This is a genomic window from Pseudoalteromonas sp. Z9A6 (assembly GCF_011378805.1).
GTDB classification, from domain to species: domain Bacteria; phylum Pseudomonadota; class Gammaproteobacteria; order Enterobacterales; family Alteromonadaceae; genus Pseudoalteromonas; species Pseudoalteromonas distincta.
In genome coordinates, this window is the sequence record NZ_WTKZ01000011.1 from 21639 (window position 1) to 39948 (window position 18310).

Here is an 18310-nt window from a genome sequence, read left to right on the forward strand (position 1 = left end):
TTAGCACCTTGTGTGCATTAAGTTGCGCACAGTACGTATGTTGTGAATAATTGGCAAGTCTTATTGTATAGACTTTAGTATTATTCATTTACAGCTGTTAGTACAAAGTAATTATTTGTGAGTTTACTGTATATGTATTAATCGGTAATGAACAAATTCAGCAATCAATATTTAATATCAATAGCGTATACTTTAAGCATGCATTATTGTTTAGATGTAAACATTAAAAATCTTTAGTATCAGTATTATAGGGGAAGGTATGAAATTATCGCCATCAGTTAGCATTGAGCAAAGCGAATCCGGACTTGAGTTTATTAAAGTAGCTAGTGAAAAGTGCGACGCAAAAATATTTTTGCAAGGTGGGCAAATTACCGAGTTTATCCCTAAAAATAACAAGCCACTTATTTGGGTTTCACAAGAGGAAACCTATCAAGAAGGGGCGAGTATTCGAGGCGGTATTCCTATTTGTTGGCCGTGGTTTGGTACACACGCTAATGATGGGTGGCCTGCCCACGGTTTTGCGCGCACAAGCGTATGGCAAGCCGATGAAGTACACGAATCTGATGAGCAAATTACAGTTAGTTTAAAGCTCCCCATGAAACTTGTTCATACAACGTATTGGCCGCATCAGTCCGCATTAAAAGTTGAGTTTATATTAAGCGATAAATTACAGGTTCGCTTAACGACCACTAACTTAGGAAGTGTGTCATTTAGCTTTACTCAAGCACTGCATACCTATTTTCCAACCTCAGATATTACAAATACCCATGTTGATGGTTTGCAAGGCGCGCAATATATTGAGTTTAGTGAAGGGCCATTTGTACAAAATGATGTTGTAAGCTTTAATCGCGAAACCGACATGGTTTATACACAAGCAAGTACAATGCAAACCATTTATACGCCAGAGGGTGTTATTAATGTGAGCCGCGAAAACTCAAGTTCGTGTGTACTTTGGAACCCGTGGATAGAAAAATCAAAACGCTTATCTAACTTTGCTGACGATGAATATAAAACAATGCTCTGCCTAGAGGCCGCTAATGTACTGACAGATAAAGTAACGCTTGAGCCAAAACAAAGCCACACCTTAATAACCACCATTAGTTGGTAAGCTAGTCATAATTAAAGCAGAAATAGGGACAAATAGTGTTTAACAATCAACAAATAATGGATTTACCAAAGCATAGTGATATTAGCTTTAAGCCATTGGCCGATAAAGCCTTATTACATACACAACTTAGCTCGCTTCTGTTTTATATACCGCTAATTGGAGCGCTTATTGCTGTTTGTTATTTTAATGAAGCCTTTGCTAATAATGCACAAACGTATTTGCTAATTGGTATGCCAATTTTGGTGGCCGTATCTATGGCGTACAATATAATAAGTGTGAGGTTGCGAGGTTTTGCAGTGCGAGAACATGACATTGCTTTTAAAAAAGGCGTTATTTGGCAACAAGTGACGGTATTACCTTTAGCGCGCGTACAGCATATGGAAATACACCAAGGGCCAATAGAGCGAAAACTTAGCCTTGCAAGCATTAAATTATTTAGCGCTGGTGGTGTAAGTGCCGATTTACAAATTAGTGGGCTAACCCATGATGATTGTAAAAATATGCGCCAATTTGTACAAAACTACCGCCAAGACGACGCAACTACTCAGGCAGCTTTAGTCGATGAGTAATACAACTATCGAAGATAAAGCCAGCCCTATTTACTGGCAAAAAGTATCGCCCTGGGCACTTTTATACTTTGTTGTGCACTTTAGTGTGCGCTTTGTAAAAGATGGCCTTTTAAACTTACTACCTATGCTTGTCGTGTTTGTTACTCAAGTAGAAAATAAATTGTTTTGGGCGCAGGTTGCAGGCGGTATTGCACTAATTTTGCTACTTGTTTACTCATTTTTATATTATTTAAATTTTAAGTTTAGTATTAGTAGCGACAACGAAATATTGCTTAACAAAGGTGTATTTAAAAAAGAGCGACTTACGCTTAAATTTGGCCGTGTGCAAAACGTTAATATTGCCGAGCCGTTTTATTTTACCCCCGTAAACTTAGTTAATTGTATTTTTGATGCCGCTGGCAGTGTGTCGCAAGAAGTTGTTTTACCTGGTGTCACTAAAGATTATGCACAGCAAATGCGTAAACAAATATTTGATTTTAAAGCGCAGCAACAGCAAGAAGCACCAAATACTGAACAAAGCGAAACAGACACTATCGAAAACAGCCTAAGCATTAGCAATAAAGAAATAGCCAAATTTGGTTTGATGTCGAATATGGCCATTTTTGCAATGGCTGCTTTGGCCCCTTTTATAAACCTAATTGTTGATTTTTTAGAGAAGCAAATTATTGCGAAAGTAGAAGGCTTTTATCAACAAGAGCTTGGTATGCTGGCAAGTGCTGCTACCTTTGCGATGATCACCTTAATTGTTTTGTTAGTTGTGGTGGCTGTAATGCTATCGGTGACTATGTCGCTTATTCGCTTTTATAACTTTGAGCTTTATTTTAAAGGTCAAAAGTTTAAACGTATTGCTGGCTTGTTAGAGCGCCATCAGCTTTCTATGAGTATGGATAAAGTACAATCTATTGTTATAAAGCAAAACTTAATGGGGCGATTACTAAAGCGATTTACCGTTGAGTGTTTACAAGCAAGTAGCGGCGGAATAGCAGCCGGTGTGGCGGCTAAAAAAAATAAACAAACGTTAGTATTACCTGTATTAAATAGCGAACAAGTTGATAGTGTATGCCAATGGATTTACCCGTGGTTTAATAGTAAAAAACTCGCTTTTAAGCGCGCAGAACGCGCGCTTTTGTATAAAAATTTAGGCTTTTATTCACTGCTACCCAGTGCACTCGTGTTTGGCTTTTGTTTTATTGCTGATATTAATACTTTGATAAGCCTTGGTGTTTTGGTGGTGTTTTCTGGCTTGGTTACTTTGTCGTATCAGCGTTATGGTTATTACATGCATGAGGATAATGGCCGATTTTACATGGTTGTACGCAAAGGTATGATTGGCGTTCATTACCGTGTTTTTGAGCTTTATAAAGCGCAAAGTGCGCGCAGTATAAGTACGTACTTAATGAGAAAATCAGGCTTAAAAAGCCTGTATATACAACTTGCTTCAGGCTTTGCATTTATGCCCTATATAAAGCAGCAAGATGCTGACTTTATTATTGATTTTACAATTAAGCAGATTGAGTCAGATACTCGCAGCTGGATGTAAATTACCCTAATAAAGCATGTGTAAATACCCATTTTCACATGTTTTATTACACTTTCTTACTGCCCATGAAAGACATTTAATAATACCCTAGATGGTATTAAGGAATTCTTTTAGGGACGCTCATGAAAAAAACACTTATCGCATCAGCTTTATTACTAGCAGCACCGAGCTTTGCAGCCGATTGGCAAACTATTCATACCGAACATTTCAACATTCACTACAGTGTTGAGCATGCTGATTTTGCTAAATCAACTGCAGCAGAGCTTGAAATAGTACGCAACAAAGTGCTTGAGCAGCAAAACCGAGTACTTGATAAAACAGTTGATGTAGTGGTGTTTGATCCCCTAAATGCGGCAAATGGCTTTGCGCTACCTACCTCAAATAATCCTGTAATGGCGCTTTTTACAACCCCACCACAATCCGACACCGTTATATCAAACAGCGCTGGCTGGCAGCAGTTACTTGTACTGCATGAATATATTCACTTAGTACACTTAGCACAGCCTACACGCAATGACTGGCAGCAAAAAGTACGTGGCATATGGGATTTATACGACTTAACTTACAGTGATACACCGCGCTGGGTAGCCGAAGGTTATGCCACATTGATTGAGTCTAAAATGACGGGCCGTGGGCGTTTATTTGATAACTACTCAGAGTCAATACTGCGAGAATTTGCTCAGCAAGGTGCTTTGCCAACCTATGGGCAATTAAATGGCGAGCAGGGCTTTATGGGCGGCTCAATGGCGTATTTAATGGGTAGTCGCTTTTTAAATTGGTTAGAGCAAAACTATTCAGAGCAAACACTCGATAGTGTTTGGACGCGAATGCAAGGCGTAAAAACGCGTGACTTTGATGAGGCATTTAGCGGTGTGTTTGGCCAAAGTGCAGCCAAGCTATATCGTCGATTTATAGCTGAATATACCTATAAAGCAATGCAAATAGAGCAAGGAGAGCCGTTACTTAATAGTGAGCTTTGGCTTGAGCTAAATTTATATGCAAGTAACCCAGCACTTTCAAAAGATGGTAGTAAAATTGCAATTGTTGAGCGAGATAAAGAGAGCAATACCAAGCTTATAATTTATAGCACGGATGACAACATTAAAGCGCAAGAAGAGTTTACTAAAGCGCAAAAAGAGCTACTCGAAAATGATGCACAAGACATCCCCGATACAGCGCCAAGTGTGTTTAAGCGCGAACAAAAACAAGTGCTTAATCAAATTAATCTAGCCGGTATTGCAAACCCGCAATGGGTAAATACTACAACGTTGTACTTTAATGCGTACAGCAATGAAGAGTCGGGTATTTATAACAAAGTGTCTGACATATTTAGCTATAACACTGACACTGGAAATATTACACAACTTACCGAACTTGCTGGTATACGTCGTTTTAACGTAACCAGTAACGGCGAAACCTTGTATGGCGAGCAAATAAGAGATGGCTACTCTGAATTAGTAAAGGTTGATCTAAATACGCAAACCATCACACCATTATTTACAAAAAGCCTTGAGACAACTTACGATTACCCAATACTCAGTCCTGATGAAACTAAATTAGCTTATTTATCAACGTCATTAAATGAAAACTGGCAGTTGTATATACAAGGTGTAAGCGGCGAACAACAGCAACTAGTACCTATGCCAAACGGGTATCAATATTTAAGCCAGCCGAGCTTTAGTTTTAATGGCGAGTCACTTTACTTTGTTGCAGGCTTAAATAGCACTACTGATATTTATAACTACAACATAGAGAGTAAAACACTTACCAAGTTAACTCAGGGGCAGGAAGCCGTTGCCCACCCGATTGAAATGGCCGATGGCTCGTTACTCTATTTTTCGATAACCGCAGATGGGCCAAATATAAAAACACTGCCAAAAGCTATAAACAGCACTGTAGTTACTGAATTTTCGGCTAACAAAAAAGCACCGCTGCTAATTGTAAACGAACATACGCTTCCAAAAGCTAAAATATATACGCACCAAACAACGCAGCAGACAAATTACAACGCACTCGATCAGCACGCTACTTTTGCACTAGGAACACAGTATTATTCGGCTTCTACCAGTTTGTTAGATTTAAGCATTAAAAGTAGCGACTTATTAAAGCAGCTCGACTTGCAAGCGGGATATAGCACTGATTTACACGATGGAGCACTGCACGGTGGTTATGTGCAGGCAAAATATAATGCGCTTGATGTAAAACTGAAACTTGCACTGTTTGACTATAATTTAGATACATCGCGCCAGTATCAACAAAGCCTAAATGCAGATATGGATGCCCGTGGTGGTTTTGCTGCAATAAGTTACCCCGTTAAATTTGGGCAGTTAAGTATAACGCCAGAGCTTGCCTACAATTACACAGATTATAAACAAAGCCATAAAAATTGGACGCGTTTAGGCGTTGCTCAAAATTGGCAATATGATCGTCAAGATTTTGCTATAGGCCAAAGTATTTATGCGAGTTGGTACGATGGCAGTAGCAAAAGTAATAATTGGCAAGGTTATGATTTAGCCGCCAAAATTTTTGGTAAAGCCTTTGGTATTCCTCTTTATGCAAACTTTTCTCAAAAGCAGCGTGACGACAGGAGCCTTGCATTAGGTGGCTTTAGCTCAAATCTTATTAATCAGCAGCAAAATAGTGAATATGTACTTACATCTGAGCTGCCTTTTTACAGTGCAACTGCAAAGCGCTATCAAGGCTACGGTGGCGGCTTTAGCTTTAAAGAAGGCATGCCGTGGCTTTATTATAAGCAACATCAACTCGAGGGCACTGTATATGCACAAAGTTACGGGATAAAACACCAAGGTGATTTTAGTTTTGGAATGGGGCCTGCTGGTATAAATGACTTAACATTTAATATGGGACTGTCGCGAGTAGAGGGCGACAGTTTTGAAGATGAAATGCGAGCGTGGCTGAGCTTTTATTATTCGTTATAAATATTAATTGGCTAAGTTACTTATCCATCTGCAAGGATAGTAACTTAGCTTGATATACATCGAGTTTTTGATTATCACGTTCTAGTTCAATTGCTTTCTCAAGTAAGGTTTGTGTTTGTTTAATATTACCTTGTTGATAGCGAACTTTTGCGAGTTCCAAGTATAGCTCAGCAATGTAAGGCGCTTTAGTAATCGCTTGCTCAAGGTGTGCTTTAGCTTGATGAGCGTGGCCAGCTTGTAAGTTGTTTTTAGCGATCACTAGTAATTCGTATGGGTCTTTTTCTTTATTAACTAATTGTGAGGTGAGCTCTTTAACAAGCTCTTTGTCGCCTAACTTTTTAGCTAAAAGCTGATAGTTGCTGATTAAATTAATGCTTATTTCATTATTACTAAGAGCTGTTTGATAGATGTTTTTAGCGCTTTTTAAATCACCAGCCCGACGATGCAAAACGCCCGCTATATTAAATAATTCAGGATCATTGGGAGTGTATTTGTTTGCTTGTAAAATAAGTGAGTAAGCAATATCCAGCTGTTTTTCTGCTAATGCTGTTGCAGCTAAATTACTATAAAACTTAGAAACTAAATCGTTATAATCTGCACTGCTTGAATAAAAGCTGCGGCGGGTAGGAAAGTAGTCGATTAAGGTGCCCGCTCTGAAAAATTCAACAATATTATCATCTTTTTTCTCTACTTTTGGGGCGTATACTCTCGTTCTAAAGTGGCTTGCTACATAAACAACATTATTTTCTTTTGCGTATATGGGCTTACTTGTAACTTCTTGAAAGCTTGTTTCTAACCCGAGAGCTTGTGCATAGCTTTGCGTTAAAATGGCTAAACTAATGCAATTACCTTGCGAAAGTTTTAAGGCTTGGGCTGAAGTAAGTGTATCGCCGTGGTATTTAAAGTTAGCTAAGTTGCTTTCGAGGTAGTTGTAAATAATGCGGTCATGACGGATTTCAGACTGTTTTTGTTTTTCGGCATAGGCTAAAAATTTTTCTTTTTCAGCATTTGGTAACTCAAAAATACTGTACTCAGAAGGAGTGTCGAGTTTATTAAACAAAGAATGGTTTAATAGTTGTTCAAGCTCTATTTGTTGTTCTACTTGCTGAACCTTGGTTGTGTTACATCCAACTAAATATAAAAAAGTAATACAGACTGCTATTTTATAAAACATCATAAACCCACTCCATTGTTAAATTTTACATTACAATGTGGTGGGTTTTTAATCAAGCACTTGCTGTGCTGCGTTTACTTGAGCGATTTTTTTGTGATTGTTTTTTACGTTTACGGCGGGTAAACCACAAGTAAAAACCAGTACCTGCTAGCCACACTGGGCTCAAACCAATTACGCACCACAGTATTTTACTTATTAGCCCTGCAAAGTAGCCAAAATGAAGTTTTCTAAAGCTATCAATTACTTGCCAGCCAACGCCTACTTCGCGAATATCCCAGTTAGTTAAATGTTCGCCTGTTTGCTTATCGTAGCTAACCGTATTAGCGTATTCGCTCGCAAGCGGGTTATTTGTATCGACTTCGCCGAATAAGGTGATATTTTCGTCAGGCTCGAGTGGCATAACTAAAAACGTACCATTAAAAGTGGGTATTTGCTTTTTACTGTCATCGAGTATGTGTTGAAACGAAATATCGCTATTGTGCAAGTTTTTGGTTAGTACAAAGTGCTCTTCCTCAGCGTGTTCAATAACTTCGTGATACCACACCGCCCAGTTAAAGTAGCCACCTGTAATAGCTAAAATAATAATGATGGGCGACCCTATCACCCCCGTCATTTTATGAATGTCGCTAAGTACAATTTGCAGTGTTGCACGCCAGCGCACACTAAATAGGCGCTGCCAAAATTTACGATAAATAATAAGCCCAGTAATACCTAATACCAATAAAAACAGAGCAAAAAAGAAGCCTAGTACTGTGCCTGTTTGCCCTGGCAGGTTTTTAAAGTCGTTAAGTAAAAAGGTGTAATGCAGTTCTAAAAACCAATCAGTAAAATAATGGCTGGTACCAACAGGCTCTGACAAAATGTCACCCGTATACTGGTTTAAATGAAACTTATACCATTGCTCTGTCCCGCGTTTAACTAAGTAAACCCGATCAGCAGTATCATCGTTAAATATTTCCCAACTACCTACTACATACTCAGGGTAAGCAAGCTCTGTTTTTGCGATTAATTTGTCGATTGGCATGCGCTCTGGCAGTGCTTTTATAACATAGTGACTGCTTGGCATAAGTAAGCCATCTATTTCACTTTTAAAAACTAATACGCTCCCTGTAATACTAATAACAATCAAGGGAATGAGAGCTATAAGAGCGATCCAACTGTGAATTTTAAAAAGAGTTTTTCTCATAGATAGTTTTATATATTGCAGTTAATGACTTGCGCATGATAACAACTATCATTTTCATTTGATAGCTTGTGAGTAGGTTTTCTATTAAATAAGTAAACCGTGAACTTAATTCTACGGTTTTTGTATACCTAGCTTGCCAGTACCTAAAATAAGAATGTCTTATTTAGTTGAGTTAAATTTACGCGGCTCTACAATGCCGCGCTCATAGTAAAAGCCTTTTAAAAACAGATGTTTATTAAATGTTTTTATTTCTGTTTTTAATTAACATTTATATAACGAGCGAGGTTGCTTTGGCGCATTATTTGCCTATATTGTCTTCTTTTATTTTAGTTTTTAGTTTTTTACCATTACTAAACAAAATTCGAAAAAATCGTAGTGTCTCTGGTTTGTCACTATTAATGATGACATTTGGATTAGCACAAAGCCTTTATTTTATAACCTACAATATTTTCTTTGAGCGCTATTATATTGCGTTACCATTTATTGTAACCGGTGCATTAAGCGGGCTTATTTTATATTTTTTTGCACGTTTCAACGCAGCTAAACGAGAACGTGTACAGCTGGTTACTATGCTAGGCTTTTCGTTACTGCCGTTTTCACTGCTTTTAAATTCAAGCCTTGATACTGCAACGGTATTAAGCGCTTTAACGTATGTTGGCCTTGTGATGAGTTCTGTACGTGTTATGCCGCAAACTTATAAAACATTGCGTACGGGTAATGTGAGTAATTTAAGCGCGCGCTATTTTAGCTTGCAGTTTATTGCTGGTATTTGCGGCTTAGTTGTTGAGCTTACAACAGTTGCTCCAAGCACGGCGCACTTACTTATGTTTATTATGCTATTGCTTACCAATGCTGTGCAATTTGGTTGTATGCAATACTATAGAATACGACCTGTAATGGCTTAAAGCAAAAATAAAAGTGCTAATTTAGTTTAGGTATGGCAGTTTTAAGCTATTAATCATTACAAAGTTTAAACAATGCAATTAGCTATTCATCAAATTGATGCGTTTACGAATGAGTTATTTAAAGGTAACTATGCGGCAGTGATCCCACTAGAATCGTGGTTAAGTGACGATTTAATGCTTAAGATTGGCGCTGAGAATAACGTATCTGAAACGGCTTTTACCTGCCTGCAAGCCGATGGCAGTTTTGTTATTCGTTGGTTTTCGCCGTTAATGGAAATCGACTTTTGTGGTCATGCCACACTTGCGGCTGCTTATGTTTTATGTGAAGAGCATAACATATCGCAAATTCGCTTTATTGCTGATGCGGTGGGCGAGCTAATCGTTAATAAAAACGCTGATGGCAGCTTTGCAATGACCTTTCCTAAACAAGCACCGGTTGAGGTACAAAATGTACCGCAGCAATTGCTTGACGGCTTGTCTATACAACCGAGTAAAGTGCTTAAAAACCGCCAAGCTTACTTTGCTATTTATAAAAATGCCGATCAAATACTTGAATTAATAACTAACTCCGAGCTTTTAAAAACGCTTTATCCACTTGATGTAGTAGCTACAGCACCTAGTGATGATTATGATTTTATATCTCGTTATTTTTGGCCCGCAAGCGGTGGCGACGAAGATTATGTAACAGGTTCTATTCATACTGGCTTGGCACCTTACTGGGCGCAGCAATTGGCTAAAACTACGTTAAGCGCTTATCAGGCTTCAAGCAGAGGCGGGCATTTAATTTGCAAAGTGGATGATACAACCGTCACCTTAACGGGGCATGCTGTAAGGTATTTAAAAGGCACTATTTATATTTAATTAGGAACTTTATATTTGACAAGGAATAATGTTTAACTATTCATTTCAAAATCATATTAGCAAGTTGTTTTTTATAATCCCACTAGTCGTTTTTGAATTACCGTCTTTATTTTATCTATTAATACACGCATTTGTAACAGTTGCTTACAAATGTCACCTTAATGTTTCATAAGGCTCTGGTATTATGATGTTAATAGAGTTTTGGGGATAATAGAATATGCAAACAAATTCACTTAGATGGGTTTTTCCATTTGTAGCGCTCATTGTTGGTGTTGTTGGCTTTATGGGAATAAATGCCATTGCACAAGAGCCAGAAAAAAAAGAAGTAATTGATACTCGTCCAACAGTGCAAGTTGAGCCAGTGGCTGCAAACGATCATCAAGTTATTATTAATAGCTACGGTGAAGTAAAGCCTCTTGAAAATACACTGCTCTCGGCGCAGGTGTCGGGTGAAGTGTTAAGTTGGCATCCTAATTTTGTAGCTGGTGGCATAGTTGCTCGCGGTGAAACGTTATTCACTATCGAAAAAGATAATTATGAAGCAGCAGTACTTGTTGCAGAGGCTGAGCTTGCTCGCGCGCGCGCGGGTTTAATAGAAGAACAAGCTCAAGCTCAAGTAGCCGAAGACGAAGCCAAGCGCTTTCCAAGTAAAGCGCGCACAGATTTATTTTTACGTAAACCTCAAGTGTTAAGTGCGCAGGCATCTGTAAAGTCGGCGCAAGCAGCATTAAAGCGCGCGCAACGTGATTTGGATAATTGTGATGTTACAGCCCCTTACGACGCATTGGTGATTAGCCGAAATATAGGTGTTGGACAATTTGTCACTATGGGCTCACAAGTTGCTGAACTCAATAATATTGAGACCGCTGAAGTGATTATTCCTATCGCAGGGTTCGATAGCGTGTTTTTACCAGAGCGTATTAAAGGCATTACCGCTACAGTGATTCAAAAAGGGCTAAATAGCTTTACGCGCGAAGGGGTAATAGACCGCGACTTAGGAATTGTAGATAGCGCTACGCGCATGAGCAGTTTAGTTGTGCGAATTGAAGACCCTTATGGTTTAAAAACAAAACAACCATCTATTAAATTTGGTAGCTACGTACAAGTTAATTTTGCAGGGGCTACGCTTAATAATATTTACCGCTTACCGCAAGCTTTAGTGAATAACCAAACCGTATGGGTCGTAAACAAAAGCCAAGAGCTTGAGCCACGTAAAGTAACGGTTATTCGTGAAGAAGGTGAATACTTTTATATCAGCAGTGGCTTAAATGCTGACGACCAACTCGTTACTACTTTGCCTGAATACCCACAAAAAGGGATGCAGGTTAAAATTGCCGGTGTAGCTACACCTGAAAGCTCAGAGTTGAGCACCTCAAACACGCAACAGCTGTAAGGTGTATTAGATATGAGCGAATCAATACAAAAAAAACAAACAGGACTCATTGCCTACTTTGCTAATAACTCGGTTGCTGCAAACTTAATGATGTTTTTTATCATTGTTATGGGGGCTATAAGTTACTTCACTATTCAGCGTCAAATGTTTCCAAATATAGAAGTTAACTATATTAACGTTGAAGCTAACTACCCAGGTGCCTCTCCTCAAGAAATAGAAGAAAGTATTCTTATAAAAATTGAAGAGTCACTTAAAGATATAACCGAAATTAAAAAAGGTGTGTACCGCGCTTTTAGAAATGGCGGCACTGCAAGCCTTGAAATAAACACTGATGCTGAACTTACCGATGTGCTTGATAAAGTAAAGTTACGTGTTGATGGTATTGCGACTTTTCCGGCTGGTATGGAACCGGTCACCATAAGCCAAGTTGAATTTAGGCAAGATGTAATAGGTATGACACTCGTTGGCGATTTACCGCTTACAGAGCTTAAGCCTATTGCTAACCAAATAGAAGATGAGTTACTACAGCTATCTAATGTTTCACTCGTTGAAAACGATGTACCGCTTGACGAAATTGCAATTGAGATAGACCCCGATACGCTTCGCCAATATAACCTTACCCTTAGTGATGTTATGAATGCGGTGCGTCGTTACTCAGCTAACTTTTCGGCAGGGCAATTAAAAACCGATGCGGGTGTTATTTCTGTTCGAGTAGAGAACCAATTTTACTCGGGTGAAGAGTTTAGACACATCCCGGTAAAAATTGGTGAGTATGGCGCTAAAGTTTTACTGCAAGATATTGCCGTTATTAAAGATCAATTTACCGAAGGTGAGCGTTACTTTAAATTTAACGGTGAAAATGCCGTTTATATGTCGGTTAAAGCAACACAAGAGCAGAATATAATTCCTGTGGCCGATTCGGTTAAGACATTTATTGATCAAAAAAATAAGCAGCTACCGCCAGGTATTAGGTTAGAGCCATTAATGGACATGACATATTACCTAAACGCACGCCTTGATATGATGAAGGCTAACTTGTTTCAAGGTGCAATTTTAGTGGCCATTATGCTGTCTTTATTCTTGCGCTTTAAACTTGCATTATGGGTAATGATTGGCTTACCCGTTTGTTTTTTAGGGGCCATGATGATGATGCCGCTATTTGGCATCAGCATTAATATTATTTCGTTATTCGCGTTTATTATGGTGCTTGGCATAGTGGTGGATGACGCCATAGTAATAGGTGAAGCCGCCTATACCGAGGTAGAAAAAAGCGGTGGTGGTGTTGAAAACGTTGTACGTGGTGCAAACCGCGTAGCAACTCCCGCAACGTTTGGTGTACTAACAACAATTGCTGTGTTTGCGCCGTTTACGCTTTCAAGCGGTCCAGAAAGTGCCTTTTTTTATGGTATAGCTGTTGTAGTTATGCTGTGTTTAGTATTTAGCCTTGTAGAGTCAAAGCTTATATTACCGGCTCATATTGCACATACACACTTTTCACCGATTAAAAAAGGTGGCTGGCGCGATAGCTTTAACACTCGCTTTTTTGGTTTTGTAAATGGTCCATATAAACGTTTTATTGCGAAATGTGTAGATTGGCGCTGGACAGTGTTATTCGCTTTTATTGCTATGTTTATAATAAGCATTGCACTTATTACGTCTAATAAAGTACGTACAGTACCTACTCCTAAAGTGCCGCACGACTTTCCGCAAATACAAGTTGAAATGAACGATAACGTTTCTGACTTACAAACTATTGCGGCTATTCGTGAAATAGAAGCCATGGTACTTAGAGTCGATGAAGAAACTGAGCGTGAATTTGGTCAAAAAATTATTCGTGATGTGTTGGTATTTAACCAAGGCAGAACTGAGTCTCAATTACTTGCCCCTTTAGTTGACGAAGATTCACGCCCGTATAATGCATTTGAACTTTCACGTCGTTGGCGTGAAGCTATGCCAACTATTGCCGGTATTAAGTCGTTAACTATTCAAGACGATGTTGGCGGCGGCGGTGGTGGCAATGGCGGCGGCGAGTTTGGTTACTTACTGTTTGGTTCTGACATAGAGACTTTAAATGAAGCCGGTCGTCGTTTTATTCAATTACTGCAACAGCAAAAAGGACTGTTTGATATAAGCTCAACAATTGACCCCGCGAGCAAAGAAGTGCAAATGAGCTTAAAGCCGGTCGCTTACGACCTGGGCTTAGATTTAGCAAGTATTGCTAATCAAGTAGGTGCCAGCTTTTATGGTGGTGAAGCGCAGCGCGTGATCCGAAACGGTGAAGAAGTACGTGTAATGGTACGCTACCCTAAACTAACTCGTGAAGCATTTTCATCGCTTAAACATACTGTAGTGACCACCCCACAGGGGCGAGAAGTATTACTTGGTGATGTTGTAGAGCTGACCGAAACACCTGGCATTAGTTATATTCGTCGTGAAGGTGGTTATCGTACCGTGTATGTTTATGGCAATATTGATGAAGAGCAAATTGAACCTGGTGAAGTAGTTAAGCAGGTAAAAGAAAACTTACTTCCACAGCTAATTGAAGAATTTCCAAGTGTTAAATCAGAACTTGGTGGCGCAATAGAAGAGCAGCAAGCTCAAGCCAATGAGCAAATAATGTTTTTCATTGGCGGAATGATTTTAGTATACATACTGCTAGCTGTGCCGCTTAAAAGCTATTCACAACCGCTTATTGTAATGTCGGTTATTCCGTTTAGCTTAACCGGGGCTATTTGGGGTCATTACTGGTTTGATTTAGATATAAGCTTAATGTCGGGCTTTGGCTTAATTGCTGCTGCTGGTGTTGTTATAAACGACTCACTTGTAATGACCGATTACGTAAACCAAGTGCGCCGCGAAGGTGTTAGCGTTAAAAATGCAGTAATAGAAGCAGGGTGTGCTCGCTTTAGAGCAATACTATTAACGTCGATAACAACTTTTGCCGGTGTACTACCTATTATGTTTGAAACAAGCCTGCAGGCTAAGTTTGTAATACCAATGGCAGTAGCGCTTGGCTTTGCTGTTATGTTTGCAACGTTAATAACGCTTATATTGGTACCGTGTTTATATATGATTTTAGGTGATATTGGCACGTTATTTAAGCGCCCATTTAAAGGGCGAGCTACGAAAGTATCAATAAATAGTTAATAGACAATAAAGTTAAAAAAAGCCCTGAACGGTTAACCATCCAGGGCTTTTTTATTATCTTTTTAATGCAGCTTAGATGCTGCAGTAAAATTAATCTTTAAATTGCTTATGGCAATCTTTACAGCCTTTAGCCCATGCGCCAAAAGCTTTACCAATTACGGCCTTATCGCCTGATTGAGCCGCTACTGCTAGCTCATCTGCGTATTGTTGGAATGCAGTTGCTTTTTTCATAAAAGTATCGTTTTCAGACCAAACAGCAGCAAGTGCAGCTGTGTCGCCTTTATCTGTTCCTTCGTAAAACGCTTCCCATGGCATTTTTGAAAGTGCAGCTGCGTTGTTAGCACGCTTTTTAAATTGCTCTGCGTTAAAAGGTACTTTACCTTTTAGCATTGCGCCCATGTCACCAATTTGTACTGAGATCATTGAAAATGCTGCTTGGCGGTATTCAATCGCGTCACTTGGCTCTTTAAATGCAGAATTTGCCGATACGCTAAATGCACACGTTGCCAGTGCTATTGTTGCTAATACTTTTTTTAATTTCATGTTTGCCCCTGGTGAAAATTGTAATTCTTAATTTGATATCTTGTATCTAACATCGTATTTATTCAAGTGAATGCGATAGATTTAATTAAAACTTAGTCATTAAGACCTATATCAGCAAATATCATTCCTCGACGCATGCTTCTGGTAGCCAAAAATACTTCTCCAAGTAGTGAAATAAATGCACATATAAGTAATGCCATTGCGGCAACAAAACAACAAGCAATAGTCACGCTTAAGTTAATTGATTGAATGTGCGACAAGAATAAAAACATGACCACAGCACATACAAGTAAGGCACTTAATACACTTAAACTAAAAGCAATATGTATACATCGAGATCTTTTTAATAAAGCGCGGAGTTCTGTTGCTAGCGACTTATTAAAATCATCATCTGTATTTACTTTTAATCTTCGCTCCAATAAGCGCGCTCTGTCGGTAATTCGCGCTAAGCGATTAGATAAAACACCTAAAGTTGCTGCTATACCTGTGATTAAAAATACGGGAGCAACGGCCGTTTGAATTACTTTTGCCATAGTTAAAATATTTATTACTTCGCTATTCATTACTACCCTTAATCAGTTGAGCTTAAAAATGACTTATATATCTACAGAGTACCTGATGTAGGCTTATTAAGAAAAGAGGAATTACGTTGATTTACTTTACATAGCTTCACAAAGTAAATCACAACACAGGTTATTTTTAGGTATATTTAATTACTTAATAAAAAATAAAAAACAACAAGGATTTGACTGATGAAACGTACTCCATTCGCTCTTGCTGCACTATCGCTCGCTATTTTAAGTGGCTGTAATCAAGCCCCTGAAGAAACCAAAAAAAATAATACACAAGTTAAAACGGTTCAAGTAGCCCAAGCTGTAGCCCCAGTTGCTAAAAAAGTGCCTTATGAGATGACTATTCATGGTGACACACGGGTAGATAATTACTATTGGTTACGTGATGACGAACGTAAAGCGTCAGAGGTGATTAACTATTTAGAAGCTGAAAATACATACACTGATGCCATGCTTGCACATACTAAAACGCTGCAAAGTGAATTGTTTGAAGAGCTAAAAGGGCGTATCCAAAAAGACGATGATTCAGTCCCAGTTAAAAACGGTGATTATTTTTACTCAACGCAAACACGTGGCGATAACGAGTACACTACTTACTTACGCAGCAGCGATTTTACAGGTACGGATCAGCAAGTTATTTTAGATGTAAATGAGCTTGCGAAAGGCCATGATTATTATGCAGTAAGTGGCTTAAATGTAAGCCCGAATGGCAATTTAATGGCTTATGGCGAAGATACTGTTAGCCGTCGTATTTATAGTATAAAAATAAAAGATTTAACAACCGGTAAACTACTCGAAGATACACTAGAGGGCACCAACGGTGGCATTGTGTGGGCAAACGATAACAAAACGCTTTATTACATTAAAAAAGATTTACAAACCTTGCTAGGTTACCAAGTTTATCGTCATACATTAGGTACACCACAAGCTGATGATGAGCTAATTTACGAAGAAACTGATACCAGTTACTACATGGGTATGAGTAAAAGCAAAGATGAGTCAGAAATTTATATTTGGCACAGCAGCACAGCTGCATCAGGCGTATCGGTACTAAGTGCTGATGATGCTAAGGCAATGCCTAAACGCTTAATTGAGCGCGAAGCAGGGCTTGAATATGAAATATCTAAACTAGGGAATACTTACTACATTGTAACTAACTTAGATGCTGTAAATTTTCAGCTGATAAAAGTGGATATTGATAAAGCTGGTGACAAAGCAAATTGGCAAAGTGTGATCCCAGCGCGCGATGATATTAAGCTCGAAGGCATTGATTTATTTAATGACTACTTAGTTTACCAAGAGCGTGAAATGGGCCAATCAAAGTTGATTGCGCGTGATTTAAAAACAGGTAAAGAGTTACCACTGAGCTTTAACGATAGCGCTTATACAATTGGTACTTATGGTAATAACGATATAGATAGCAGCACGTTACGAGTTTACTACACAAGCATGACTACACCTGGTTCATCGTACGATGTAGATTTAGCGACTGGCGATAAAAAACTACTTAAACAGCAAGCTGTATTAGGTGATTTTGATGCTGATAATTACGCCTCAGAGCGTATTTTTGTAACAGCACGTGATGGCATAAAAGTACCGGTAAGCTTAGTTTACCGTAAAGACGCGTTTAAAAAAGATGGTACTAACCCGCTACTGCAATACGGTTACGGCTCTTATGGCGCAACCATGGATCCTACTTTTTCAAGCACGCGTTTGAGTTTACTTGACCGTGGCTTTGTATTTGCAATTGCCCATGTACGTGGCTCACAAATGCTAGGTCGCCCTTGGTACGAAGACGGCAAGCTACTCACTAAAAAGAATACGTTTAATGACTTTGTTGATGTAACTAAAGCATTGGTTTCTCAAAAGTATGGCGCAAAAGATGAAATATTTGCGTTAGGTGGCAGTGCTGGTGGCTTATTAATGGGCGCAGTAGCAAACCAAGCGCCTGAGCTTTATAAAGGCATGGTTGCTGCGGTACCGTTTGTAGATGTAGTAACCACAATGCTTGATGCGAGCATACCGCTTACAACAAATGAATACGGCGAGTGGGGTAATCCGAACGAAAAAGCGTATTACGATTACATGCTGTCTTACTCGCCATATGACCAAGTATCTAAGCAAGCATATCCTAATATGTTAGTGACGACTGGCTTGCACGATTCACAAGTTCAATACTTTGAGCCTGCAAAATGGGTTGCTAAGCTGCGTGACTATAAAACTGATGATAATAAGTTACTGTTTAAAATAGATATGGAAGCAGGGCACGGCGGCGCATCGGGTCGCTTTAAACGCTTAGAAGATACCGCGCTAAACTATGCATTTATGCTTGATTTAGCAGGTATTAAAAAGTAGTTACTCTTTATATTTAAA

General features: G+C 38.9%; 13 protein-coding genes. 9 read left to right on the forward strand and 4 right to left on the reverse strand.

Features of this window, described 5'->3' with window-relative positions; translation table 11 throughout:
• Positions 1 to 259 precede the first annotated feature (259 nt).
• The 4 genes from GQR53_RS06465 (at position 260) to GQR53_RS06480 (ending at position 6156) form a co-directional block, all read left to right on the forward strand.
• Positions 260 to 1108 (forward strand): D-hexose-6-phosphate mutarotase, encoded by an 849-nt coding sequence (locus GQR53_RS06465; protein ID WP_165743235.1) that lies wholly within the window; start codon positions 260 to 262, stop codon positions 1106 to 1108.
• A 35-nt stretch (positions 1109 to 1143) separates the two neighbouring features.
• Complete coding sequence (locus tag GQR53_RS06470; protein ID WP_165743236.1) at positions 1144 to 1677, forward strand: PH domain-containing protein; 534 nt, start codon at positions 1144 to 1146, stop codon at positions 1675 to 1677.
• A complete protein-coding gene (locus GQR53_RS06475; protein WP_165743237.1) occupies positions 1670 to 3217 on the forward strand; it encodes a PH domain-containing protein in 1548 nt (515 codons plus the stop codon). The genes GQR53_RS06470 and GQR53_RS06475 overlap by 8 nt, the downstream gene beginning before the upstream one ends.
• Positions 3218 to 3339: 122 nt before the next feature.
• Positions 3340 to 6156: a hypothetical protein gene (locus tag GQR53_RS06480; protein WP_165743238.1), complete on the forward strand. Its 2817-nt coding sequence runs from the start codon at positions 3340 to 3342 to the stop codon at positions 6154 to 6156.
• Between the two features lie 16 nt (positions 6157 to 6172).
• Here GQR53_RS06480 and GQR53_RS06485 read toward each other — a convergent pair whose 3' ends face one another.
• Both GQR53_RS06485 and GQR53_RS06490 read right to left on the reverse strand, forming a co-directional pair.
• Positions 6173 to 7333 carry a tetratricopeptide repeat protein gene (locus tag GQR53_RS06485; RefSeq protein ID WP_165743239.1) on the reverse strand — a complete coding sequence of 387 codons (1161 nt, stop codon included), beginning with the start codon at positions 7331 to 7333 and terminating at the stop codon, positions 6173 to 6175.
• Between the two features lie 49 nt (positions 7334 to 7382).
• Positions 7383 to 8516, reverse strand: coding sequence for a PepSY-associated TM helix domain-containing protein (locus tag GQR53_RS06490; protein WP_165743240.1), 1134 nt, complete (start codon positions 8514 to 8516; stop codon positions 7383 to 7385).
• 290 nt (positions 8517 to 8806) lie between these two features.
• Between GQR53_RS06490 and GQR53_RS06495 the strand changes: the two genes are divergently transcribed.
• The 4 genes from GQR53_RS06495 (at position 8807) to GQR53_RS06510 (ending at position 14822) form a co-directional block, all read left to right on the forward strand.
• A complete protein-coding gene (locus GQR53_RS06495) occupies positions 8807 to 9421 on the forward strand; it encodes a PQ-loop repeat-containing protein (RefSeq protein ID WP_165743241.1) in 615 nt (204 codons plus the stop codon).
• Positions 9422 to 9493: 72 nt separating this feature from the next.
• A complete protein-coding gene (locus GQR53_RS06500) occupies positions 9494 to 10282 on the forward strand; it encodes a PhzF family phenazine biosynthesis protein (RefSeq protein ID WP_165743242.1) in 789 nt (262 codons plus the stop codon).
• Between the two features lie 217 nt (positions 10283 to 10499).
• Positions 10500 to 11675: an efflux RND transporter periplasmic adaptor subunit gene (locus GQR53_RS06505; protein WP_165743243.1), complete on the forward strand. Its 1176-nt coding sequence runs from the start codon at positions 10500 to 10502 to the stop codon at positions 11673 to 11675.
• Positions 11676 to 11687: 12 nt separating this feature from the next.
• On the forward strand, positions 11688 to 14822 hold the full coding sequence (locus GQR53_RS06510) for an efflux RND transporter permease subunit (protein ID WP_165743244.1): 3135 nt from the start codon (positions 11688 to 11690) through the stop codon (positions 14820 to 14822).
• Between the two features lie 90 nt (positions 14823 to 14912).
• On the opposite strand, the gene GQR53_RS06515 is transcribed toward GQR53_RS06510, so the two are convergent.
• Positions 14913 to 15365: a cytochrome c gene (locus tag GQR53_RS06515; protein WP_165743245.1), complete on the reverse strand. Its 453-nt coding sequence runs from the start codon at positions 15363 to 15365 to the stop codon at positions 14913 to 14915.
• 92 nt (positions 15366 to 15457) lie between these two features.
• Complete coding sequence (locus GQR53_RS06520) at positions 15458 to 15928, reverse strand: DUF2721 domain-containing protein (RefSeq protein ID WP_024605414.1); 471 nt, start codon at positions 15926 to 15928, stop codon at positions 15458 to 15460.
• Positions 15929 to 16117: 189 nt separating this feature from the next.
• Here GQR53_RS06520 and GQR53_RS06525 point away from each other — a divergent pair, with 189 nt between their 5' ends.
• Positions 16118 to 18292, forward strand: a complete 2175-nt coding sequence (locus tag GQR53_RS06525; RefSeq protein WP_165743246.1) for a S9 family peptidase — start codon at positions 16118 to 16120, stop codon at positions 18290 to 18292.
• The last annotated feature ends 18 nt before the right edge of the window (positions 18293 to 18310 follow it).